Origin of the sequence: Ruminococcus flavefaciens ND2009 (genome assembly GCF_000621785.1) — a bacterium.
Lineage (GTDB): Bacteria > Bacillota > Clostridia > Oscillospirales > Ruminococcaceae > Ruminococcus > Ruminococcus flavefaciens_C.
This window is the reverse complement of sequence record NZ_KK211348.1, coordinates 273,589-298,660: the sequence shown is the minus strand read 5'-3', so window position 1 is coordinate 298,660 and position 25,072 is coordinate 273,589. Positions and strand designations below refer to the sequence as shown.

20 protein-coding genes are annotated in these 25,072 nt (G+C 47.6%); 4 read left to right on the top strand and 16 right to left on the bottom strand.

Features of this window, described 5'->3' with window-relative positions; genetic code table 11:
* Positions 1–2: 2 nt before the first annotated feature.
* The 6 genes from dprA to T488_RS18175 all read right to left on the bottom strand — a co-directional run bounded on the left by dprA (position 3) and on the right by T488_RS18175 (position 4,181).
* Complete coding sequence (gene dprA, locus T488_RS0114155) at positions 3–1,220, bottom strand: DNA-processing protein DprA (protein WP_028521364.1); 1,218 nt, start codon at positions 1,218–1,220, stop codon at positions 3–5.
* 21 nt (positions 1,221–1,241) lie between these two features.
* Complete coding sequence (locus T488_RS0114150; RefSeq protein ID WP_155267229.1) at positions 1,242–2,030, bottom strand: TrmH family RNA methyltransferase; 789 nt, start codon at positions 2,028–2,030, stop codon at positions 1,242–1,244.
* Between the two features lie 114 nt (positions 2,031–2,144).
* On the bottom strand, positions 2,145–2,498 hold the full coding sequence (gene rplT / locus T488_RS0114145; RefSeq protein WP_028521362.1) for a 50S ribosomal protein L20: 354 nt from the start codon (positions 2,496–2,498) through the stop codon (positions 2,145–2,147).
* A 73-nt stretch (positions 2,499–2,571) separates the two neighbouring features.
* The gene (gene rpmI, locus T488_RS0114140) at positions 2,572–2,775 is read right to left on the bottom strand and encodes a 50S ribosomal protein L35 (protein ID WP_019678115.1); all 204 of its coding nucleotides are present in this window, start codon (positions 2,773–2,775) and stop codon (positions 2,572–2,574) included.
* 13 nt (positions 2,776–2,788) lie between these two features.
* Complete coding sequence (gene infC, locus T488_RS0114135) at positions 2,789–3,313, bottom strand: translation initiation factor IF-3 (RefSeq protein WP_028521361.1); 525 nt, start codon at positions 3,311–3,313, stop codon at positions 2,789–2,791.
* 235 nt (positions 3,314–3,548) lie between these two features.
* Positions 3,549–4,181, bottom strand: coding sequence for a stage II sporulation protein R (locus tag T488_RS18175; protein WP_051536494.1), 633 nt, complete (start codon positions 4,179–4,181; stop codon positions 3,549–3,551).
* A 136-nt stretch (positions 4,182–4,317) separates the two neighbouring features.
* Between T488_RS18175 and T488_RS0114125 the strand changes: the two genes are divergently transcribed.
* The gene (locus T488_RS0114125; protein ID WP_028521360.1) at positions 4,318–5,235 is read left to right on the top strand and encodes a hypothetical protein; all 918 of its coding nucleotides are present in this window, start codon (positions 4,318–4,320) and stop codon (positions 5,233–5,235) included.
* 46 nt (positions 5,236–5,281) lie between these two features.
* On the opposite strand, the gene ftsH is transcribed toward T488_RS0114125, so the two are convergent.
* From ftsH to T488_RS18160, 10 genes are all read right to left on the bottom strand, one after another.
* Positions 5,282–7,114, bottom strand: coding sequence for an ATP-dependent zinc metalloprotease FtsH (gene ftsH / locus T488_RS0114120; RefSeq protein WP_028521359.1), 1,833 nt, complete (start codon positions 7,112–7,114; stop codon positions 5,282–5,284).
* Between the two features lie 147 nt (positions 7,115–7,261).
* Complete coding sequence (locus tag T488_RS18170) at positions 7,262–9,922, bottom strand: glycoside hydrolase family 9 protein (RefSeq protein ID WP_037298337.1); 2,661 nt, start codon at positions 9,920–9,922, stop codon at positions 7,262–7,264.
* A 36-nt stretch (positions 9,923–9,958) separates the two neighbouring features.
* Positions 9,959–11,869, bottom strand: a complete 1,911-nt coding sequence (locus tag T488_RS0114110) for a glycosyl hydrolase (protein WP_028521358.1) — start codon at positions 11,867–11,869, stop codon at positions 9,959–9,961.
* A 183-nt stretch (positions 11,870–12,052) separates the two neighbouring features.
* Positions 12,053–12,955: a leucine-rich repeat domain-containing protein gene (locus T488_RS0114105; RefSeq protein ID WP_028521357.1), complete on the bottom strand. Its 903-nt coding sequence runs from the start codon at positions 12,953–12,955 to the stop codon at positions 12,053–12,055.
* 282 nt (positions 12,956–13,237) lie between these two features.
* Positions 13,238–14,242, bottom strand: coding sequence for a Cna B-type domain-containing protein (locus tag T488_RS0114100; RefSeq protein ID WP_196243331.1), 1,005 nt, complete (start codon positions 14,240–14,242; stop codon positions 13,238–13,240).
* A gap of 19 nt (positions 14,243–14,261) precedes the next feature.
* Positions 14,262–15,185, bottom strand: a complete 924-nt coding sequence (locus T488_RS18165; protein WP_051536493.1) for a class C sortase — start codon at positions 15,183–15,185, stop codon at positions 14,262–14,264.
* Between the two features lie 99 nt (positions 15,186–15,284).
* Entirely contained in the window at positions 15,285–17,093 is a 1,809-nt protein-coding gene (locus T488_RS0114090; RefSeq protein ID WP_028521355.1) for an isopeptide-forming domain-containing fimbrial protein, read from the bottom strand.
* A gap of 69 nt (positions 17,094–17,162) precedes the next feature.
* Positions 17,163–21,911 (bottom strand): carbohydrate binding domain-containing protein, encoded by a 4,749-nt coding sequence (locus T488_RS0114085; protein WP_028521354.1) that lies wholly within the window; start codon positions 21,909–21,911, stop codon positions 17,163–17,165.
* Positions 21,912–21,936: 25 nt separating this feature from the next.
* On the bottom strand, positions 21,937–22,509 hold the full coding sequence (gene lepB, locus T488_RS0114080; protein ID WP_028521353.1) for a signal peptidase I: 573 nt from the start codon (positions 22,507–22,509) through the stop codon (positions 21,937–21,939).
* 41 nt (positions 22,510–22,550) lie between these two features.
* Positions 22,551–22,898, bottom strand: a complete 348-nt coding sequence (locus T488_RS18160; protein ID WP_037298333.1) for a hypothetical protein — start codon at positions 22,896–22,898, stop codon at positions 22,551–22,553.
* A gap of 497 nt (positions 22,899–23,395) precedes the next feature.
* Here T488_RS18160 and T488_RS19930 point away from each other — a divergent pair, with 497 nt between their 5' ends.
* Genes T488_RS19930 through T488_RS0114060 form a run of 3 tightly spaced genes read left to right on the top strand, consistent with a single transcriptional unit; the run spans position 23,396 to position 25,062 of the window.
* Positions 23,396–23,572 (top strand): hypothetical protein, encoded by a 177-nt coding sequence (locus T488_RS19930; RefSeq protein WP_196243330.1) that lies wholly within the window; start codon positions 23,396–23,398, stop codon positions 23,570–23,572.
* Position 23,573: 1 nt separating this feature from the next.
* Positions 23,574–24,158: a signal peptidase I gene (lepB, locus tag T488_RS0114065; protein WP_028521352.1), complete on the top strand. Its 585-nt coding sequence runs from the start codon at positions 23,574–23,576 to the stop codon at positions 24,156–24,158.
* A gap of 16 nt (positions 24,159–24,174) precedes the next feature.
* The gene (locus T488_RS0114060) at positions 24,175–25,062 is read left to right on the top strand and encodes a class C sortase (protein ID WP_028521351.1); all 888 of its coding nucleotides are present in this window, start codon (positions 24,175–24,177) and stop codon (positions 25,060–25,062) included.
* Positions 25,063–25,072 lie beyond the last annotated feature (10 nt).

Here is a 25,072-nt window from a genome sequence, read left to right as displayed (position 1 = left end):
CCTTATCTGATAAGTTCAAACATTTTTCCGGGAAGTGAACGCACTGTCCCGAATATTTCAAGCTCCGTAAGCTCTGTCATAAGCACGGAGGGATCAAGCTCAAGTCTCTGAGCAAGCTCATCTGCGTGGAGAGCACCGTTCATAAGCTCCTCCGCAATGCGGCGCTGAGTCTCCGACAGCTCGTCGGACAGCGCGGGCTCAGGTCTTTCGGCAGGTTCCTTTTTTTCATCGTCTATACCGTTCAGTGCCCTCATAAGGTCGTTCATCTCATCGGCTGAGGGCTCACTGGTCTCACCGAACACTTCTGCTCCCCTTCTGACGGCAGAAGTATCCGCTGACTTTTTCTTCTTTCCCGTTATGCAGTCCATAACGTCGGAGGCGTCGTACATGGGCAGCGCTCCGTCACGGAGAAGCTTCACATTGCCTGCAAATTCTCCGCTGAATATGTCCGCAGGCGGCAGACACAGCACCTCGCGCCCCTGTCCCGCTGCAAGATTGGCTGTTATCAGCGAGCCGCTCTTGGCTCCTGCCTGGAATACCACCGCAGCTGCTCCCAGCGCCGCAAGCACTCTGTTCCGCTTGGGAAAGTTGGGCGAATTGGGCGGTGTTCCCGGAGGAAATTCCGATATAAACACGCCGCCTGCCGCAAGTATGATATCTCTGTACCGGAAATTGGGCTTGGGATAGTCCACATCAACGCCGCAGCCCATTACGCAGACTGTGGGTCTGCCTATGTCTGCCGCTGCCATGTGTGAGGCAAGGTCGATGCCTACCGCAAAGCCGCTGATTATAACAGCTCCCCTTGCCGAAAGCTCGGAGCATATCTCCTTAGCTGCTTTAAGGCTGTAGGGAGTGGCTTTTCTCGTGCCCACGGAGGTGACTGTCAGCTCCGTTTTAAGGCAGGAGATGTTTCCTTTATAATAGAGCAGGGACGGCGGATTGTAGATATGTTTCAGCTGCTCGGGATAATCGGGCTCCGTAAAGGCTACGGCTCCGATGCCCCTCTTGGCGCAGTTGGCAAGATATATCTCCGCATTCCGCAGAGGGATAGAATTGACGTTCTTCCGCTCCGCCTCGTTAAGACTGACTATGCCGTTATCGGTGGTGAGGGAGATGTACGCCTTTTCCGCCGTGCGGAAGAAGCTCATGACCTCCCAGATACGGTGGTTTCCCGTTCCGAAGACCATATTCAGCCAGAGCCAGTATTTTGTTTCCTCCATAGTCAGCCCTCCTTTTCGGACTTATCGTTTCAGCTCCCACATAAGTATCCCAGCAGCCATCGCCGCGTTGAGGGAGTTGATGTTTCCGTGCATGGGTATAATGACCCTTCGTGTGCAGCGCTGTGCGATGTCCGCAGGCAGTCCGTTGCCCTCGTTGCCGATAAACACCGCCTGTGTGCCCGTGAACTCACATTCCGTCACGGGTATCGCGTCCTTGTCGATGACTGCCGCAGATGTGACCGCACCCTTTCCGTTAAGCTGCTCAAAAAGAGCGTCGGCATCGTTTTCAACGGCGATCGCCATTCTGAACACCGAGCCCATGGTGGAGCGTATCACCTTTGGGCTGTAAAGGTCGCAGCTGCCCGACATTATAACTCCGTCGATACCAAGGGCATCCGCGGTCCTTATCATCATGCCAACATTGCCAGGGTCCTGGAGACCGAACAGCACAAGGTATTTCCCGCCCTCGCGGACTATGCTCTCAGCAGTACGCTGAATGGGTATCCTGCATATGGCAAAGGCTCCCTGTGTGCTCTCCGTCGAGGCTATCCTGTTTCCAAGCTCATTTGAAATGACAATTGTCCTTGTATCTCTCAAATCAGCCTGTAAAAGCTCCTCGCCCCAGCGCTCCCACGCCTTCTCGGTCAGTATGAGCTGAGTTATGCCGCTGTCCTCTTTAAGAGCGTCCTCAACTATTCTGAGCCCCTCCAACACGAATAAGCCGTACTGAAGCCTTTCTTTTTTCGACGAGGAAAGCTTCTGATACAGCTTGATGGTGGGATTATCTTTAGAGGTTATAATATTATCCAATACTACACGCACCTCCGTTATAACTTGGTGAGACTTCTTGCAGCAGGCGGAGTCTTCCCCCGCCTCCTACAAGAAAACACGCTCTTTATAAAAGGAGCGTGTTTTTAATTGCAATTAAAGAGCAGCCTTTGCCTTGTCAGCGATAGCTGTGAAGCCTGCTGCATCGTTGATAGCGATCTCGCTGAGCATCTTTCTGTTGAGAGAGATACCAGCCTTCTTGCAGCCGTTCATGAATGTTGAGTAGTTCATGCCGTTGAGCTTTGCAGCTGCGGAAATTCTTGTGATCCAGAGCTGTCTGAACTGTCTCTTCTTCTGCTTTCTTCCGATATATGCGTAGTTGCCTGACTTCATTACGGCCTGCTTAGCCATCTTGAAGTGCTTGCTCTTTGCGCCCCAGTAGCCCTTAGCAAGCTTTAAAGTCTTGTTTCTTCTCTTACGAGTCATCATTGCACCTTTAATACGTGCCATAGTCTTTTACCTCCAAAATTAAAATTACGGGAATTGCGCTCAGTACCATGCGGAACAAATTATCCGCTTCCGATTACATATAAGGAACGAGCTTCTTGATTGTAGGTGCGTTTGTGCAGTCTGCTACACCTGCGTTACGAGCGATTCTCTTGCGCTTAGTGTCCTTCTGAGTAAGTCTGTGTCTCTTGTTGGTGTGCTGGTACTTTACCTTACCGCTTCCTGTAATCTTAAAACGCTTCTTAGCGCCCGAGTGAGTTTTAACCTTTACCTTTGCCATTATATGATCCTCCTTACTTAGCGGCCTTTGGGGAAACGAACATTACTATGCTGCGTCCCTCCATCTTAGCCGGCTTATCCACAGTGCCTGCCGCAGAAACTGCTTCCTTGAAGCGATCAAGCAGCTCGCTTCCAAGTTCCGGATGTGCAATAGCTCTCTTACGGAATCTCACCGAAACCTTGAGCTTATCGCCGCCCTGTAAAAATTTGACAGCCTGATTTACCTTCGTCTCGAAGTCATGTGTGTCTATTGTGGAGAACATTCTGATCTCCTTGATAGCAACGACTTTCTGATTTTTTCTTGCTTCCTTCTCACGCTTAGCCTGCTCAAAGCAATACTTTCCGTAGTCCATGATACGGCACACGGGCGGTGTTGCCTGCGGAGCGATCTTAACGAGATCCAGATCCTTGTCGAAGGCTATCTGCTGGGCCTCTTTGGCGGATAAAACGCCAAGCTTTTTACCGTCAGCGTCGATTACGAGTACTTCCTTGTCTCTTATCTCTTCGTTGATCTGCAGTTCCTGTTTGCTAATAGTCAAGCACCTCCAAGCAATATAATTTAAAAACAAAAATGAGTGCAGAAGTTATCCGCACTCACCAATACACACTGAATATATCCCCTGCCGCAAGAACAGCAGGATATCCGATACATATTGACCGTTTCAGCTTAGCCCGACGGTGAGAACGCATAGTTCTGCTTTGTTTACTTAAATATTATACATCACTGTGGGAAATAAGTCAAGCGGCTGGGTGAAATTTGTCACAATGCACAGTTCAGGTCTCTATAAGCGCCTTGATTTTATCCCATATTGCAAATCTTATCTTATATTTCTTCGGCTTTTTCAGTATATCGAGCTCCTCATCGGCGAAATACTCCTCTTCGACAGTATTGTCCTCTGCGGCTTCCGTCTCCTCCTCGGCTTCGCCGCAGGCTGCGGGAATGCACAGGGGCGGATACATTACGCACCACCAGTTGTGTCCCTCTGCCTTTCCTATTTTAATACGGAGGGCTCTGTACTCTCCCGCGGGCATAGTGATGCCGTCGTAAATGCGGTCGGTGAAGTCCGTAGTCTCAAGCTCTGCTGTTACTTTGTCCGCAGAGCCGTTTTCGCGGAGCACCTTCTCCGCTGCCGCTGTTATATCATCAATTTGCTCACGCGCTATGGCTTCAGCCTCGGTGAGGTCTGACGCTTCGCCGAAATAGTCCCTTTTCAGCAGCTCATCGCGGACCAGCAGTTTCAGCCGCTGGTCCTCCACGCTGTCGGAGTTTGCAAGTATGTGGAGCCTCAGCACCCGTCCCCGTAACTTGTCAAGTCTGCGCCCGTCCCGTATTATAACGCCCATATTTGATATAAGTATTGTCAGTATGAGCCCTGCCGCCAGGACTGCCGATGTGGTTTTTCTCATTGTTATCACCTCGGTAATATTATGGTAATTTATAAGGTGTAATATTCAAAATATCAAGATTTCATTATTTTATCATTGACTTTTCTCGAACGCAATTATATAATATAATTATTAACTTATAGAAAGAGGGATAAAAGTGTCCGAAAAAAGCTCCAGAGAAAAAAAGCTAAAAAAGGAAGAACTGAAAAACCAGCATAATAAACGCACCGAATCAAAGCAAAAGCGACAAGAGTTCATCAATAAGCTAAAAGGATTGTCTGTCATTCTATCAATCTTAATGATTATTGTTGCATTGATCCCCATTCTCTTCATCCGAAAAAATCATCCGTGCGTTGGCCTTGATATTATTGGCGGAATACTGCTGCTTTCACTCCTCATAATCAGCATTATCATCTGCATACAAGAAGTGAAGAGAAACCCCATTATCCTGCTCATTGCTTTAGTTGTGATAACCTGCTTCATCTTGTTCAGTTTTGGACTTATAGACCCTCCCAGTCTTAACCTGGTAGTTTGTACATTCATTCTTGATCAGCTGGTATTCAAACGAAGCATTATTCCAAAATCTGAACGCCATCTCAGAAATCTGAAAAGAGAAATAAAAGATATAAATAAGAATATTGAAAGTAAATACGAAGTCGATGAGTTTCTGTTCAACAGGACCTATGATTTCCTAATGGCTTATATTCGTATAATAGCTTTTAGTCTTGTTATACTTCCCGTTATTTCTTATAATAGTCTAACTTCATTTTTGCAAAAGGTCAACCACTCTGAATTTATTGCAAACAAAATGACATTCTGTATAACTACTTCGTGCTTGTTCTGTGGTGCGGCGGCTCTCTTCATGATCTTTTCAAAAGAGACAAGGATCACTTCAAAGATATACAAAGTTAAAAACCAACGTGATATTTCCGCCGAAGACGAACAAAATCTTAGTTTAATTGCTCAAGATGATATAATATACATTAATTTTCCTGACGACAAAGTACTATACAAACTCAAATCCGAGCTGTCTCAAAAAGAATATGATACTTACAAAGACAACTACTTAAAATAAACACTGAATCACACAAAAGCCCCGAATGATCCTTCGGGGCTTTATTTTATATGGTAAGCGCAGGCTCTCTGCGGAGTATCGCCATGAACTCCTCGCCTGTGATGGTCTCCCTCTCAAGGAGGAAGCGGGCTATCTCGTGGAGCTTACCCAGATTGTCGGTGAGTATCTGAACCGCCTTGGCATGGGCATTTCTCACGATACTGCTCACCTCCTCGTCTATCTTTGCCGCTGTCTCGGGAGAGCACGCCAGCGAGGTATCGCCGCCGAGATACTGGTTATTCACAGTCTCAAGAGCTACCATGTCGAATTTGCTGCTCATTCCGTAGCGCGTCACCATGGCGCGGGCAAGCTTTGTCGCCTTCTCAATATCATTGGAGGCTCCTGTGGTACAGGTATTGAAAACCAGCTCCTCCGCCGAGCGTCCGCCTGTGAGAGTGGCTATCTTGCCTAATGCCTCCTCCCTGGACATGAGGAACTTTTCGTCCTCGTCCACCTGCATGGTGTAGCCGAGAGCTCCCGATGTTCTGGGGATTATGGTTATCTTGTGGACGGGAGCGGAGTCCTTCTGCATTGCCGCAACAAGGGCGTGTCCCACCTCGTGATAGGCTATTATCTCCTTTTCCTTCTGGGAGATGACTGCGTTCTTGCGCTGGTAGCCTGCGATGACTACCTCTACGCTCTCCTCAAGGTCGGACTGGTTCACAGCACTCCTGCCGCTCCTTACGGCTCTCAGTGCCGCCTCGTTGACGATATTGGCAAGCTCCGCGCCGGAGGCTCCTGCCGTGGCTCTGGCTATGGCGTTGAAGTCTATATTGTCGGTGAGCTTCACCTTTTTCGCGTGTACCTTCAGCACTGCCTCTCTGCCTGCAAGGTCGGGAAGCTCAACGGGGATACGCCTGTCAAAGCGTCCAGGGCGGAGCAGCGCAGGGTCAAGGGACTCGGGACGGTTGGTGGCTGCAAGGATAACTACTCCCTTTTTGCCGTCAAAGCCGTCCATCTCCGTGAGAAGCTGGTTCAGGGTCTGCTCACGCTCGTCATTGCCGCCGACTTGTCCGTCACGCTTCTTGCCTATGGTGTCTATCTCATCGATAAATACTATACAGGGAGCCTTCTGGGTCGCCTGGCTGAACAGGTCGCGGACCTTCGCAGCACCCATTCCTACAAACATCTCCACGAACTCTGAGCCCGAAATGGAGAAGAAGGGCACCTCCGCCTCGCCTGCTACTGCCTGGGCAAGAAGCGTTTTTCCTGTGCCGGGAGGTCCCACAAGAAGGGCTCCCTTGGGAAGGTCGGCACCTATCTCGGCATATTTATCAGGATTGTGAAGGAAGTCCACTATCTCGGCAAGCGCTTCCTTGGCTTCGTCCTGTCCTGCCACGTCGGCAAAGGTCTTGCCTGTCTGCGCCTTGACGTAAATCTTCGCATTGCTCTTGCCGAAGGACATGGCATTGCCAAGTCCCCCCATTCTCTTGCCAAGCCCCTTGAACAGCAGGTTCCAGAGCATGAACATACCTACAATGGGGATTATCCAGCCCAGCAGGAAGTCACGCAGAGGGCTCTGCTCACGGAGCCTTCCCGTGAACTCCACATCGCCGCTCTCATGGAGCCGCGTTACCAGATCGGGATCGTCTATGCGCACCGTGGAGTATGCCTGCTCCTTGCCGTCCTCCTCAACGGTAAAGGTTATCTCGCTGTCTTCTATCTGTACCTTCTTCACGTTCCCCTCTTCAAGGCTGTCCAGAAAAAAGCTGTAATCGGTGTCCCTGACAGCTGCCTGTGTCAGCTTCGGCATAACTATGGCGTTGAATACCATCAGCAGCACCAGGCATATCACTATGTATACCGCATACTGCTTACGCGGATTTTTTTCTTCATTCATGTGAATTCATCTCCTATATCAAGTATGACAAAATTATAACATAGTTGATGTGAAAATACAACAGGTAAATTGTGAGAGAAATGAAAGTTTCGTGAAAATGCGAAACAGCTGCACCTTTTCAAGTGCAGCCGTTTCGGGTAAATTATATCAGAGTGTTGCCTTCTTGTGAAGGAGGAAGAGCTGTATCTCCAGCGCGTCGTTGGAGGAAAGTCCTTCGGTGTCGTCAACATCGCCGTTCTTCTTGCCACGCTCTGTAAGAGCCTTTTCATAAGTGCCGCCGATATTGTACTTGTCGGGATTTGCAAGTGCCTGCATGATGAGCAGTGCGTCTGCCAGCTCTACCTTGCCGTCGCAGTTTGAATCACCGCGTACAACTGTGCTATTGGGACCTGTTGTTGTAGTTGTGGTAACTACGGGCTTTGTGGTGGTAGTGGTTGTCTTCCGGGGTGCTGTTGTGGTGACATCTTCTTCCTTGGGTGCGGGAGTCGATCCGTCAGGCTCGATACCACCTACCAGAACACCGTCAGCGTATACGCAGATAGCGTCGCAGCGTACCTCGGGCGGATCGTCAACTGCAAAGAAGTCTGTCTTCTTGCCAAGCTTGAGTGACTTATAGCTGTAATCGTTTGTGGGATCCCAGTCATAAACGATATACTTGTTGTTTTCAGTGTATCCCTTTCCGTAGAATCCTACAGAGAACTGGCTCTTCTTGCCTGAGTTGGCGATATTGCAGCCTTCCCATGAAAGCTCTGCATAGTAGATGCTGTCTGAATCCTTGTACTTCTGTAAGGGGCTTACAGTACACTTAACGCCCTGTATCTCCATCTCTGCCTGATCGTAAAGCTTCTTTGTTTCGATAACGGAAGGATCCTTTACTTCAGATGCGTCGATGAAGTATCTTACTGTGATATTGTTTGCGGGCTTTGATTCGCCGGAGAGGACCTTCAGTGATACCTCTACCGCGCCTGTTCCGTCATCGTTACGGCTGTCGATTCCGACTGCCTCTATCCAGTAGCCGCTTCCGCCTTCGCCGCCACCGCCGCCGTATACTCTCTTCTCGTCCTCAGGAGGGAAGTTGGGAGTGATAGCCATTTCGGGTGTGCCGTATATTGCGTAGAGACCTGCTGCTGCTCCGGGGAGACAAGCGTTATAGTCGATGGTCACCTCATTCTCGGTCCAGTCATTTGTGCTGTCGCTGTGAGCGTCGTTGTCATCGGGTCCGCCTGCAAGTGCGCCCCAGAGAATGTGTCTCTGCTCACGGGGATCCTCAGCCATGAGGAGTCCTGATGCTGCACGGTGATGAGGATTCTTTACTGCTGAATCATTGTATCCTACGATGAAGGCTCTGGGACCGTGTGTACCGTTTCTGCCTGCAAGAACTGACATATCAGGTTTTTCCTTATAGGTTATATCGTTCTTACCGAGAACGTAGTCCATTTCCTTCCTTGCCCACTCGCTCCACTCGCTGGGCTCGCCGTTATTGGCATACTTATCGTAAAGAAGGCAGATGAGCTGCATAGCTGTGTTATAACGGCAGCTTCCCCATGTATCAAGGTGTGCAAAGCCGCCGGGAGTTTCCTTCTGCTTGAATGCCTTGAGGCACTTTCCTACACAGTCATCGTCCCAGAAATCTTTGAATACATACTGGTTCTTTCCCTGTGCGTCTCTGATCTTCTGGACCAGGTCAAGCTCGGGGTACTTCTGGTTTACTACTCCCCACATTACGCCTGCACCGCTCCACATATCGTTCCAGCAGTAGCACCAGCCCGAAGGAGCATAGTAGTCAAATATCTTTACTGCATAATCGAAGCTGGAAGCCTCGCCTGTTGCAAGGTACATCCAGGCTGCTGCCCAGCAGTAGTCGTCCTGCCACTTGGATGAGCCGTAGAAACGTCCGGGACCGTCACCGTTATCGGAAAGCAGAGGATCCTTATCATCGGCTGCGGGGAATGTATCTATAGCATTGTTTGCAAATGCCCAGAGAGCCTTTGCGTATTTCAGTGACTTTTCTGCATACTCCTCGTCGGTATCCTTGAAGTTGAGATAGTTGATCGCCAGAGATGCTGCGGCAGATACTACATAGTCAATCTGCGGCTTCTCGGCTGTGAGGAAGAATGCGGGACGAGGCATTGTGTCTACCTCGGGGCTGTTCCAGATAGCGTGGTCGATATTACCGTCGCCTACCTGATAGCAGTGTGCGATAACTGTGCCGTTATCATCAAGGAATGTACACTTCATGAGGTAGTCATTGAAGTAACGGAGAATAGTCTCCATATGGTCATCCTGCTCTAACTTCTTGAAAACATCGCGGAATTCATAATAATCCCAGCCGAGGGTAGCTGCCGTATAGTTTTCCGGCATACCGAACTCAACGTGGTCACCTGCATCGTGGAATCCGCCCGCTACGTCGATAGTGCCGTCACCGTCGGGGTCGAGAACGTCCTTATACTTGGTCATGAATTCAGATGAAAGGTTGGTACCGCCCTTGCTGGTCTGGGTGGTGATCCTGTCCCACTCTATCATGGGAACGTGTGCGTCATAGGTATGGCAGTCGCCGCGCCATGAAAGGCGTGTGTGCTCACTTACCTGGTCTCCGCACATATTCGCATCGTAGAAATAGAGCGAATACTGGAGTGCTCTTGCGTAGTCTATATCCAGACCGGAGTCTGTGACTACCTCACTGATAGGGGCGCAGAACTGCTGCTCCTCTTCAGTGTCCGCAGCCTGTATGGGCATTGATGATGCCATGCTGGCTGCCGCCGTAGCAGCACTCAGTGCTGCGGCGATTATCTTTTTTGAAAGCTTCATAGTATTATTCCTCCCTTTTATAATGCTGAAGCAATTTTAATCCCATTTTGTAAGTCTGAGAAGATACCTCTGTATCTCCAGAGCGTCATTTGAGGTAAGTCCCTCGGTGGACTTGTCAACGTCTCCGTTTACTCTTCCCTGCTCGGTAAGATGCTGCTTGTCGCTGCCCTTTATGCCGTATTTGTCGGGATTTGCAAGAGACTGCATTATCATTATGGCGTCCGCCAGCTCCACCTTGCCGTCACAGTTCGCATCGCCATTGAGGTAGTCACCTGCTGCGGGCTTCTGCGATGTTGTTGTGGTGGTGGTCTTTACGGGCGCTGTAGTAGTCGCCGTTGTTGTCTTTGAAGGAGCATCCCCCTCATTTATGGGGTACTTCTTCAGGTCGGGCAGCTCATCAAGGGTGATACAGTAATCGCTGTTGTATATCTCCTTGAGGTTGTCCACGGGGTTGTTCTGCTCGCTGGTGAGAAAATTCATGTACCACGGGCAGAAATACAGCCATGCTGCCTTGTCGTTCACCAGGTTTTCAAGTGAAGGTATAGTGTCATTCTCAGACATGGTCACCATCTTGTGGCAGTCAGTGCTCTGCACCAGGCTGTAGAAGGTGGACGATATAGAGCTGAGATTTGGCATTCCGTCTGCTGCGTTGTACTTGTCGTAACCCACTATATCAACCACGTCATCGCCCGGATACCAGGCGGGAGATGTGGGGAAGGTATAGCCTGTCCAGACCCAGATAAGGTTGTCCAGACCGTACTCGTTGGTGAGCTTGTCATAGAGTAACCTGTAAAGCTCCTTGCAGGGCTCGGGGCCCTCGGCTCCCCACCAGAACCAGCCGCCCTCGGCTTCGTGGAGAGGTCTCCACAGCACGGGAACATCGGCTTCCTTCAGCTTTTTCAGCTCCGTTGCCAGAACATCTATGTCCGCCAGAAGCACCTCGTGCTCCCAGGTGCCCTCCTCAAGGGCTTTTGATATACTGAAGGTGGTGTATGTAGCCGCCGCAGACTTTACATAGAAGGCAGTTTCCTCGCTGCCCTTCTCCAGCGGCACGTTCCAGTGCCAGGTGAGAGTGGCTATGCCCTTGTACTCGTTGACCCACTGTATAGCTCGCTCGGGAGCGTGGTCACGCCATGCGGAGGTGGAGTTATACGCCAGCAGGTCGATGCCTCTAATAGCAGGCTGCTTGCCTGTGGTCTTTTCAATATACTGGAATTCCGCCTCGTTGTCCACTATATAGTTCTTAGTGGTTGGGTCGGCATTGATGTTGTAGTTATGCTCGCCGCAGTACTCCTGCTGACCTGCGATGATATGGTTCCCGTAGGTGTCACAGAGGTAGCTGTAGAGCCTTTTTGCCGAGTCGGACGCCTTCGGGTTTGAAAGCTTCCTGTCAGGGCTCAGGTTGGTGAGCTTCTCAGGGGCAGGCTTCAATGTGAGGTAGTCATAGTACGCATAGCCCCAGTAAGCCTTGAGCTCGATGGTGTTTTTGCCCTTTTTCAGGTTCACTACGCCGCCCGAGGTCTCCTCGAACTTTGTGTTGAATGGAAAGCTTACCTCACCCTGATTTACGCCGTTTACGTTGAGGTACTGCACCTTCTTGTTGGGGTCGCTGGGCTCACAGTAACAGATAGTCAGCTCATAAAGCCCATCCGCAGGTACGTCCACATCAACGCTTATGGTTGTGCCCTTCTGGTCGAGGTACGCAAAGCCGCTGCCCGAGAATTCGGATATTTCCCACTTCACTTCCTCATCGGGCTTGCTTTTGATCCCCTCGGTGTAGAACTTGCCGCCGGATGTCTTGCCGTCCTCAAACTCGTACTTGAGCACGGTGTCCGCAGCAGCTGCACCCTTCCCGTCTTTCATGGCAGAGGGAAAACTCATCGCTGCCGCAGCGATGAAAGCAGCCGCCACAGTGCAGGCAGACCGCTTTATAATATCTTTCTTCAATTTGATCCCTCCAGATCGGTTTATTAAATTTTCAATGTTAAGCTTAAAATTTAAGTGCCTAAGTTAAACTATAAGCTTAACGCATACTTCCAAATCTATAATAGCACATTTTCCGTGAAAATGCAAGAGATTTTATGAAACATTCCTAAAAATGGTATGTTTTCGGGAAAACGCAATTAATGGTCAGTCATTTTCATCTTTATTTAAGCTGTCGTGATCTTCCCGTCTGAACACCAGCCACAGCACCAATGCGGCGATAGTGCCGAATACAAAAAGTCCCAGCCAGGCGGCAAATGGCACCTCGTCCTCAAGAGGGCGGAGCTCCGCAAAAGCTGCCGCAGAGGGCTCCCCGACACAGAAGGTCAGACCGTTTTCATGGGCGTATTGCTCAGCAGCGCTGCCCGGCTCCCCTGTGATGACAAGGTCGGTCTGCTTTATCAGAAGGTTCCCGTCGCAGTCATAGCCCAGTGCCTCATCGCCTATGGTCTCTACGGTAGGCGGCAGATACACGGTATCCATATTGTGGCACTGATAAAACGCCCGTTCTCCAATGCTCACAAGGCAGTCTCCCGTTTTCACGTTTTTCAGTGCCGTGCAGCCCGAAAAGCAGTACTTGTCCACGGTCTCAAGTCCCGCGGGGAGCTCAGCATCGGTCAGCGAGGTGCAGGCGCGGAAGCAGGAATCAGGCAGCACACGCAATGAATCGGGCAAGTCCACAACGGACAGGGACGCACAGCCGCAGAAGCAGCCCATGCCTATCTCCTCAAGTCCCTCGGGAAGCTCTGCGGTCTCAAGCTCATAGCAGGCGTAGAAGCTGTGGTGACCTATCTTTTCGACAGTGTCGGGAAGCTTTATCCACTTCAGGCTGTTGCAGTTATAGAATGCGTTGTCCCTTACCTCAGTAACGGGGCAGCCCTCAATAAATCCGGGAATGTCTATGTATACGGGCTTCCCTGTGTAGCCCACGATGGTCGCCTCACCGTCGATTATGGTGTAATCGTAGCTGCTCGGCAGGGTCTCTGCGGAGTCTGTATCAGTACCGCCCGTCAGTACAGCTGCTGCCGCGAGTAAAATCAGTTTCTTCATAGCAAGATCCTCCTATGAAGAAAGTATAGCACCCGAGGATTTTCGGGAAAAGGGATTTTTCTCGCCATGATCTGCGCTTTCCCGCGAAAACAACACATTCTCACTGAGACTGCGACAGGCTGAAACAGAAAATCCTGACGCCTTTTATCAGAAACTGACGAAATATTTCCCGACGGCTGTGTGCTCCGCACAATAAAAAAGCTGCCGGCACTTTCGTACCGACAGCCTTTACCCCTTCCATTTCCTTCCGAGGTATCTCAGCGTTGCCGCTGAACTATTCAATTAGTCGTTCTTCTTTCTCGGCTTCATCGTTACACCGAGCATGATGAACATTATTCCGCCTACTCCCATGGGAAGTACAGGCCACCAGAGCTGTCCCGTCTGTGGGATCTTCTCCTTTGGCACGGTGGTAGTTGTGCTTGCGGGAGTAGCCGATGTTGTTTTCGGAGCAGTAGTCTTTTCAGTGCTTCCGCTGGTCGTTGTTGTGGTCGTAGTGGTAGTAGTCGTTGTGGTCGTGGTAGTTGTGGTAGTTACGTTCTTGTAGCTGTTCCTTATAAGGTACTGGGTATCGTTATGCTCGATCCTTACCTCATAATCCACGGGTACCACGCGCTCGGCAACTCTCCACTGTGAAGAATTGTCATTTACTATCCAGCGATACTCCCAGTCGTTGCTCTCGTTTAGAGTGACTGTGTCATAGAGTGCCTCGTCCTTGAAAATGTCAACAGTTACATATGTGGGACGTGCCTGAGCAGCATTGTCATCGTCCACCCACACTTTTTTTACGGTGTAGGCTGTAACATTGTCACTGAGAGTTACTCTGACTATCTTGGGATATGCGTCAAATGAGAAGCTGCTGCCATCGCTTCTGACTTCCATCAGCAGCGGTGAGGGCTCATAGTAGTAAGCTCCGTCCTCAACGGGATAGCCCACTGCAAGGTAAAGTCCGTCATCAAGTCCGCTGAATGTAACGGCTCCGTTATTCGCTGTGGAGCCTTCAGCCAGCGCCCCAAGCTGCTTCATTATCGCAAAGCTTTCGAGGGTCTGTGCCGCGTGGCTTATGTTCTCCACGGACATATCTCCCAGATCTGCCTGACAATCCGCAAAATCGCCTGTCAGCACAAATCCTTCGCCGCCTCTTTCGCCTGCGCGGTAGATCTTCCACCGCATACCCTTCAGTATTACGTCATCTTTTTTACATTCAAGAGTGATGCTCTTGTCAGAGGCAGCTGAAAGATCCACGGGAACTGCCCAATAGAATGTAAACAGCATACAAAGCATACTCATCAACAAGCATAAAGCACTTTTACGGACCTTCTGCATTCTCATCACTCCTTTCATTTTTTGTCTCATTTACGGGGACCCCCTGTCCCCTGAAATATTCCTCTACAGCCCTGCGGCTGCTTTCATAAGAACTCTTTTTCTTTTTCCTGCCGCCGAACATCAGTATGATGAACAGTATCAGCAGTATCGGTGCTGCTATAACAGGTGCGACGATGATAGGTGATACTATGAAGCCGTCGTTGGCAACATAGACCTTCATCTCCTCCCTGGTCTCTATCCTTTTGCCCCTTACGAGAAGCCTGTGGGAATTGATACCGTACGGAGTGCAGGTGAACAGTGTGCAGTAGTCCTCATTCGGGTCTATTGCAAGATCCTCTACCTCATAGGGCTTGACGGTCTTTATCTGATCCACCTGATATGTGAGGACATCGGACAGGATCGTTATGTAGAATACGTCTCCTATCTCCATCTTGTCAAGGTCAGTGAAAAGCCTCGCACTGGGAAGTCCTCTGTGTCCCGACAATACAGCGTGTGTACCTTTGCCGCCGACGGGAAGGCTCGTTCCCGGCAGATGTCCTGCCGCTATCTGAAGAACGTTCTCGTCAACGCTGTGGTAGATAGGGAGCTCCACCTTGATCTTCTCAATGGTGACATATCCCATAATTCCTGTTCCTGTAATGTCAAGTGTTTCGTCGTAGCCCGCCACGCGCTCGGGGTGAAAAAGTACTCCCTGGGTGGAAGCTATCTTCCTGTTATATTCGTTCGCAGCTCTGATAAGCTGTTCCTGCTGCTCATTGCTCATTGACTCTGCTAAATCGTTATACTTCTGTATAGCGCGGGACTGGTGCATGGTATTGATATGCTCGCTGACCGTGGGGTACAGCAGCAGCGCCAGACCTATAAACAGTGCCAAAAATGGCAGCGACTTCAGAATAAAGCGCTTCATCAAAAGCTCCTTGAGAAATATTTATGATCATGCAGCGGAGGGAGAGCCCCTCCACTGCACTCAGTTATTCAGATTTTTTGTGATAGATCGTTGTAATGATTAGTTTTCCTTAGCCATTCTCTTCTTTGTGATAAGGAGAATGCCTGAACCTGCTACCAGGATACCGCCGAAGAGGTAGAACAGCTTTGTACCGATACCACCGGTTGAAGGAAGTGTTGAACCTTCCTTATTGACAACTGTCAGAGGAAGCTTGGACTGATCTGTTGAACTGCCCTGAACGAATTCACCTGCTGTTGTTGCATTATTATGATCCTCTAATGTCTTGCCCCATGTGCAGCCTGTGATAGAAACGCCTGAAGCTGTGATAGTAACTTTTATAGGCTGAGCGAGCTTGTTGAAGCCGCTGGGAGCAGCTGTCTCAGTGATGGTGTATGTACCTTCGCCAAGTCCTGCAAAGCTGATCTTACCGTCAGTACTTGTTGTAAATTCCTTGGAGATCTTAGAATTTGCAGGAATAGCTGAAGCTGTAACCTGCTTATACGTCTTGTTTGTGCTCTCATAAGCATTTGCAGCGTCAGGCTTTATAGTTGTGTATGTACCGTCAGCAAGTCGATAGTATGTACCGCTTGCATCTTCCATGTAATATGTACCTTCTACAGCGCCGACTGTCTTCATATAGCCTTCAAGAGTGAAGGTTGCGTTTGCAAGAGGATTTGTTCCGTCTGTCTTTAACAGCTCGATCTGTGTAACGTATGTTACTGTCTTGACCTGAGGTGTATTACCTGTTGGTGCTTCGGGACCGGGCTCGTCGGGCTTATCCTCACTTAATGGTGTAGCTTCCTCATTAGGATTGTTTGAATATGTGAGCTGAGCGGTATTGATATTACCTGTCTGTGTCATATCTGCTTTTTCATTTACTTTTGCAGAATACTTAACGATAATGTCATCGTTATTAGGATTATCATCATTTAAGCCTTTATACTTATTATAGAAATCCTTGAAAACAACCTTTATTGCGGTAGTGTCAGTTCCGGATGTCTCTACTGTGAAGTCAGTTGCGGGGATAGTAGCTCCGTTAACTGTGATCGAAAGGTCATTCTGATATGTAAGACCCTTGGAAAGAGTATCGTTAAGTACGAAGAAGTACTTGGTGTAGCCTGTCATGTCAGGTACTTTTGTCTTGATGATGTAAGGAACTATATCGCCGACACTTGCTGTGTTAGCTGCAACTCCGCCCTTCTCGTCGATCTCCTTCTCGAGAGTAGGAAGATCTTCCTTGGTATCCATTGTTACAGCACCAGCTACTCTGAGCATATTGAGAGTACGAGGATTAGCGTTCTCGCCATCTGTTATGGGAGCTGTATCCTCAACAAGATAATAGCCTGCTTCAAGAGACTCTATCTTATAAGGAGATGTATTATCTCCACCCTTAGCATCACCTTTAAGATGTTTGCCTGCAAACTTAGCAAATGCGATCGCTACATCACTGTTGTCTGCATATGTCTTAAGTACCTCTGCAACATCTTCTGCTTTGTTTGAATTAGCAAATATGCTTGTTTTAGCCCCGCCTTCTTCAGCAGGAGCAACGAGGTTAAATGCTGTGTCTTCCTTCAGCTTTGTAAGGAAATCATCAGCTGCATTATCGCCCCACTGTATGTCAGAAAGCACATAAGGATCCGACTCATCAACATCTGTTGTAGCAGGATTATCTTTTGCGCCTGTTCCGCTCAGTGTTCCCTTGAAGATCTGATATGCTTTATAGTCATGCGTTCCTTCCTTTGCAGGATTAATTGATATTGAGTTTGTAGTCTCTCCTTCTGCAAAAGAAGTAAGACCGGTTGCCGCTACAGGTGTCATTGCCATAAAGGCTGCTGTCATTATCGCTAATGCGCGTTTATTAGTTTTCATATATTTTCCTCCATTTTAATATATTTTTGTTTTTTGCGGATGTGCGTATGCAACTTTCAGGAAGCCATTTCAGTCACGCCTCCTTTTGCGCTTGTATGCAGCGCATCCGCTTAATATACCCATTGCTGTAAGAAAGCCGCCAAGCACGTAGATGCCTGTGGTTCCTCTGCCGCCTGTTGCAGGCAGCTTGTACCAGATGTACTTGTTCTTGACAAGTATCGGTGCATTTTCTGTGTTCGTCGCAACGAACTGTCTGTCATAGGATATGAGGTAATCCTCATGGGTGCTTTCAACGATCTTATCGTCTCCTGCTACCTTTACCTGAGTCGAGATATCATCGTCTCCGATCTTTACCTCTTCTATCCAGTATCTGTACATTACCTCGTTTTGTTCATTAAGATCCTGTTTGGTCCAGTGGTAGCCCCATTTTTTTCCGTCTTCATCTTCATACAGGTTACCCTGAGGGATCAGGATCTCTCTTGAGAAATCAGTATCAACACTGTATTCGCCGTTATTATCAAGCCTAAGCGGCGAAGTAACGGAGTTTTCGTCCAGTTCTACGGTGTAATTGCTGTAATCGGAAACGTACTTGCCGTCCTCGATCTTGTATCCGTCCTTACGGTTAGCCGGGATATTCTCAATATATTCCGTCTGCTGTGTTGTAACAGATGTAACATCATATACCGTTATCTCTCTAACTCTGAACGGACCATTTGGATTTGTTCCACTTGTTCCAATATACATTGACATTTGATTCAAATTAACATCTGACGGGATCGTAACAGTATCGCTTGTAACAGTTGTAACCTTATAATCACTACCAGATACATTTGCTTTACATACCCAAGGGTAATGATTATGCTCGTTTCCATCCCAATTAATTCCTGAACCATTAACGTTTAACGTCAAATGAATATCCTCAGCTGGTGCAGAATCTACTCCTTCGCGCTGAACAACAAGCTTGAACTTATAAGAATGTCCCTTTTGAAGAATATCCGAAACTCCTCGTTTAATGCCGTCATCGGTATGATCTCGCTCATAAACCCTGACGTAATGATCACCGTCCCTTAAATCCCAGTCATAAGGTTCTGCTGTTTTTAAATTGTGGTTGTTACCATTGTCATTTGCAGTCCAGCCACCGCCTAAACCATTTGAATCAGGATTTTCAAAACTATAAGTATATACTACGGTGTTACCAGTAGTAGTACTGCTTGTCTTGTCACCTTCAATAGTTACAATTCCTCCAGGATCGGTGTCAGTTTGTCTTGATACAGATACGTTTCTATCTCCTTCAATGGCTGTAAACTCATCCATATAGAATCTAGAAACCAATGGAGCTTCGTAATTGGAAGCAGTGCTGTCATTAGTAGGATTTGCTGTTTCTACAATGATAAACATATTGTAAGGGTCAATATCATCAGGAAGTGTTACTGTTCCTGTAAGCGGAGTCCACTCATTAGGCGGAACACTCTTACTGGATATTGTATGAAAGCTCTGATAATTAGCCTTGTTCAATCCGTCATTGAACGTGAAGTTGAACCGGACATTTTCAGAGCCCTCGTGATAAACATAGGTACTGAAAGTGTATGTCTTGTTAGCCTTGAATTTTGCAGGATCAAGAGTCAGAGTCGCTCCGTTGAAGGACTTGGATCTGTTTAATACTACCAATGAATCATTCTTAGCATAGGAGTACGTATTACTCGGCGAAATACGAGCAGCTTCGGTCTGTTTGCTCATGTCATTCTGAATGCCCCAGCCATCGTCGCTTCGTGTGAATGAATGATGTATCAGCAGCAGTTCATCCTCTGCCTTATACGTTGCTATCTTCAATGTGACCTCATTGGCTATTGCATTAGGATCATTGCCCTTTGGTGCAAGATTTGATACAACGAGAATGTTTTCGTCATACTCGTATTTTGCACCGAGCTGAGCAGGAGTCTTCTGTATAGCAGGTATGAAGTCTTCATCTGCTTTGTGCAATGTTACTCCTTCGGGAAGATTGCAAATTATCTCTGCACTTCCGTTAGCGTAAACATCGTTGAAAGTCGTCTCTCTGATAAGGCTTCCGCCCTCATCAATGAGCTTGACCTTGAGATTTGTTTTTTCGCTCGGGTGGTAACCTACCTTTTCACGTCTGAGAACGAGTTTAACGTCCGGCAATACATCCGGCTGGTTCTCCCATTCTTTCTTGACGTAAATATCAGTCTGTGTTGTGTCTGTGTTGGTCACCTGAAGCACTTTAACTTCTTTGCCAGCAACAGTTTCTGTACTTTCGCTGTATGAAGCCTTGAAGCCCATAGGAACATTCAGCTCTTCAACCCTGTAGCTGTAGATATGATTGCCATAGCGTGAAAGAAGATCGTTGATCTGTTCTCCTTCAAGCTGTTTACCGGGTGGAAGCAGGAATGTTCTTCTCTTCTTCACCTTCATAACATGAGTTTCAGGATCTTCTACCTCATACTTCAGTGCTACCTGCTTAACCTCTCCGTCAAAGGAGTCAGTACGCATTATCTTGTACTTCATAGTGAAGTCGGCAGGTTTCTTGTTATCGGGATCTATCCAGTTCTTTTTGACTCTGATAGAAGTCTTTTCCTGGATAACCTTATTGTTGAATATGTATGAATTAGTAGTGCCCAGATCTACGGCTTCATTACTTGAACTTACCTCAGTCAGGCCTCCGCCGCGGTTGAGCTTTGTAGCGGGTCCGCCATTTACAGATACCTCATCATAAATATTAGGATCAACATTTACTTCTGTGATCTTGAACTTTCTGTGCTGCTCAAGATCTTCAAATGTCATTCTATCTCCGTCTTTGATCTTGAAATATCCCTGATTCGTTCCGGGAAGATTCGGCTTAACCCATTCATTGTCCTTCCACTCCCATACCTGAAACTCATATTCCTTATCGTCTATCAGAGTGTCTTTTACCAGATGATCCTGATAATTGACTTCCTTCTTGACTGTAAGGGGTTTGAGTGTAGGAAGGTTCATTTCCATTGCCAGATTTGAATAACAGCCGCCTCGTTCAAGATAGAACATCTTAATCTCGTGAGTCTGTTTTTTGCCATCTACAAGAGCGTCCCAGTCAACGCCCAGATACTGAGTCAGCGGTGTTACGATCCACTTATTTCCTGAACCCTGACTTGTACTTGATGTATCAGTACCGATAGGCATCGGAAGCGCATTAAAATCAGCACTTGTATTAATACCATTGTTCTGATTTATAAGATCCTGCTCAACTTCGCTCATGGTTTTACCGAGCTCGTTATCCTGTATCCATACAAGACCGTTTGTAAAGTCAATCATACCGCCGCAAGGCTCATGGATACCGCCAATATCGAGAACCAGTTTTCCGTCAACGAAGACCCACATATCATCATCACCGCTGTACTTGAAAGCTACAGGCTCTCCGCTCTCCAGATTCTCGGGAGAAGGATTAACGAACTTAGCTTCCATCTTCATACCGAAGTGATGATTGAATCCGTTTCCGTTGTAGTTAGGATCCTTTCTGCTTTCATCATACTGATCAAAAGGGAAGAAACCTATCATAAATCCTGGATCAACGGTATCATCAGCAGCATATACATAAGGAGTACCGTCATCATTGAATTTATTCGGATTTGTTTGACCTCCCCTATGATGAGCGTCATTGATAATCTCGTAGGTTTTGTTATAAACATCAAATTCCTTTGTATCCGTATTGAAGTAAGCGTAATTATCATTACTGTTGTATATGAGATGCGACCCGCTTCTCTGTAACAGATGATTTACATCTGTATAAACAGTCTTATAATCAGATTCGCTCTCATCAAACAGATATGCAAGGCTATGATGCTCCGACGCATTGACTGTTGGATAGCCATTAAGCGGATCATTTTTATTTTCAGTATTATTGTAAAGCGTATTGTCTACAATACCCGAAACAGGTCTGTTACCTGAATACATTGGATTTGAATTATAATCGCCCGAATAGCTGTTTTTATCGGGTAAATAATCAGTAACTCTGTATCCGATCACTATTGGATTACCATCGTTATCTAATTTTTGATTACCATTTTCGTCAAGCTCATAAACAGGTACATTTGTATTATGCACATTTGGATCACCACAATACCTGTCTACAGGTGTACCATAAGCAAGGAACAGGATATCCTGCTCAGCATTTTTGCCTGCATTTATTCCGTCCGTTGTATTTGCATTAGGGTGAGTCCATACATTATTATCACCATCCCAGCGATAACCATAATTGTTATTCGGCGACTCCAGATTAGAATCACCGTAATCAAACAGCGTAAACTTGATACCTTCGGCAATATTGTCGATAGTACTGATCGTCGGAGGTAAATCGCCGTCTGCCATCAGCTCTATCTCGTTATCGAGCGTAAGCTCCGGCATATCAGTAACGAAGAATTCCTCCTCCGACTCTGTGTCGAATTCCTCCGGTACATTGCTTACAGCAAAATCCGCTTCTTCCATTTCAGCGGCAATGTCCTCCTCAGCACCTGAGCATACTAAACTGTGTATATGCTCTTCCATGCCGCAGACCAGGCGTTTTTCGTAGCATTCCGCTGTATGGGTATGCTCCTCATTTTCCTCGAGTCCGCATATGAGGACATCTTCATAGCACTCATCCGTGTGGGTATGCTCAGCGATGCCGCAGAGCTCCTCATTCACCATTGTAATGCCTGTATCGTGCAGCCCCCAGAGGACGCCTGATGATACAAACATTGAAAGAACAAGCAAAAGCGAGATCATGCGCCGTCGCTTGAGACTGTTTTTATGGATAAGTTCATAAAAACCGTCGATATAGTTTTTCATCTATATCACCGTCCCCCTTTCTAAGTCATTTTATCGGCCAGACCTTGAAAAAGACCTTTCCGATGATCTGATCCTTGCCCACACAGCCGATAGCCGCGCTTCTGCTGTCCACAGAAGACTCACGTCTGTCGCCCAGGAGAAAGATCTTATTGTCAGGGACCAGATACGGAAATTCGATCTCACATATACCGAGGCTTTTCTCGGTAACGTAGGGTTCCTCCAACGGTTCGTTATTAACGCTGACGTTGCCCTGATCGTCAATATCTATTTTGTCCCCGGGTAAGCCGATAACGCGTTTCAGGAGAGTCTTGTTCTGCCATGATACACAGCAGAGGTCTCCGTATCCCACCTTATCGGACTTGACAAGCACGAGTACATCTCCGTTTTTCAGTGTGGGCTCCATGCTGGTGCCCGAAACCTGAACAACGGGGAAAAATAAAGTTGAAGCCAGCACTGCCAGCGCCGCTACTACTATCAATACAGAAACGGTGCTCAGCAGAGTGCTAAGGAATTTTTTCTTGTATTTTATCTTGCCGAGTTCGGTCTCGACCTGTTCCTTTGAAGGCATCGTGACCGATTTCTTTTTATCAGCTGCCATTGAACTGCTTCTTTCTTTATATTAAATAGTGAACCTGCGATTCACTTTTTCCTGTTTGCTGCTTTTATCTTTGCCTTTAAAACAATTTCCGCAGCCTCATCCTCAGCCTGCTTTATGATCTCGGCAGCTTTCTTTTCTGCCTCCTCGTTCGCAAGCCTTACCTGCTCGATGTAATCATCGGCAGTCTTCTGTGCGGTCTCAAAAAGAAGATCGAGTCCGACAACAGCCTCTGCGATCGAACCCGCTTTATTAATTTTAAGATTTTTCGATTCGAGTTGTTCCCGAAGCTCGCTGATCTCTTTCACGAGTTCTTCCTGTTTCTTCTGATATTCATATATTATTGCGATAAGATCGCCGCGTTTAAGCTTTCTGAATTCTTTATCAGTCATATTAATGCTCCATATTATTTTTCAAATAGCGTCATATCTTTTTCACAAACTAATTATACCATCTGTTGAGTGCACTGTCAATCAAATTTGTCAACTTTTAACATTTTATTCAATACTTCGTCGCTTTTTACAAACCTCCTGCTCATTTGCTGTAAATATCAGCTACAACCAGCAAATAGTTCCACAAAGTTCCACTTTGTACAAAATGTTTATTTAAATTTGAATACTACAAAACATAATAAAAAAGTCTGTTTTATGCCGATTTCAACATTCTCCCCATTTTTTGATGTGTACTTTGCACAAGTCAGCTAACTATTGCGATATACATAAAATATATATTTTTTACCAATAAAAAATGACTGATTTTCATTGACTGAACTGAAAGTATGAAGTATAATATAATAAGGTGATGACACTATTACCTGTTTTTCGGCAAAGACTATTAATTATTTATATATCGTTCAAATAATACTAATTGTATATATTGGAGGAACACCATGACTGACAAGCAAGTGAAAAAACTCAAGCGCTCTGAGCTTTTAGAGCTGCTTTATTACGCAAGAAAAGAGATCGACAGGCTTCAGCAGGAAAACGATCAGCTGAAGGAAAGACTGGACAGGCTGGTGGGCGAGGCTCTCCATGAGTCGCCTTCCGACGGCGGAACGGAGTCCTGACATGAAAAAACAGAAGGAACTTGAGCTCCCTACGGCGGAGCAGCTGAAAAAAGAAATGGACAGGCGCCGTTACAAGCGCAGCTACATAAGAACACTCACGGGGACCTTCGGTGCGCTTCTGGCTGCTGCCGCAGCTGCGGTACTGCTGTCGGTACTGGTCTTCCCTGTCATGCGCGTAACGGGTTCAAGTATGGAGCCTGCACTCAAGGAGGATCAGGTCATACTTTGCAGCCGTCCCGCTCACATACAGCGCGGCGACATCATCGCCTTCTATCATAATAAGAAGATACTGGTCAAGCGTGTCATCGGACTTTCGGGGGATATTATATCCATTGACGAGAACGGCAATGTCACGGTAAGCGGCTCCCGTCTCGACGAGCCCTACGCCGCTGTATCTGCTGAGGGCGAATGCGATATATCCTTCCCATTCACCGTTCCCTCGGGAAGATACTTCGTTATGGGCGATGACAGGGCAGTCTCTGTGGACAGCAGGTCTACGGCGGTGGGCTGTGTGGCTGAGGAAAACATCATCGGCAAGGTGACTTTCAGGATACTCCCCCTCAGCGACGCAGGCAGGCTCGAATGACGGCGGAGGCGATACGATGAAAAAGAAAAGCAGCGTCATCACTACGATGATCTTTGTTATCATGTTCATCACAGGTATCTGTCTGACACTGTATCCCTCTTTCAGCAACTGGTGGAACTCCCGTATGCAGTCCCGCGCCATCGCAAGATACGACCGGGCTGTTGCAGACCTCAGCAACAACGAAAAAGAGAGGATACTCCAGAAGGCAGAGCAGTACAACAAGGAGCTGGGCAGTCTCGGCGCCCCCTTTGAGGACTATGAGCAGATAAGCGGCTATGAGGATATTCTGGACATCACGGGTACAGGTATCATGGGGTATATCACTATCCCGAAGATAGATGTTTACCTGCCTATCTACCACGGAACAAGTCCCGAGGTGCTCAATGTCGCTGTGGGACACCTTCAGGGATCATCTCTCCCCGTTGGCGGAACGGGCTGCCATTCGGTAATATCAGCACACAGGGGTCTCCCCTCGGCACGTCTCTTTACGGATATAGATCAGCTGATCGAAGAAGATACCTTCACCATAACTATCCTCGACGAGGTACTGACTTATGAGGTAGATCAGATCGTTACAGTGCTCCCCTATGAGAGGAACGAGCTCTATGCGGTTCCCGATGAGGACTATGTCACCCTTATGACATGTACTCCCTACGGAATAAATACTCACAGGATGCTGGTCCGCGCGCACAGGATAGATACGGTCTATCCGCATAATGTAAAGGTTCCCTCGGACGCCGTTATGGCTGACGAAATGACGGTATATGCAGTGATAATCTCTGCGGTGCTGATACTCCTGCTGATATACTGGTTCATATCGGGAAGGCTGGGCGGACACAGGCACTTCAACGATGAGACGGTCTATCAGATACCTCTTAAAGGCGAGAACTCCGAAAAGAAATAATACAAAAGCC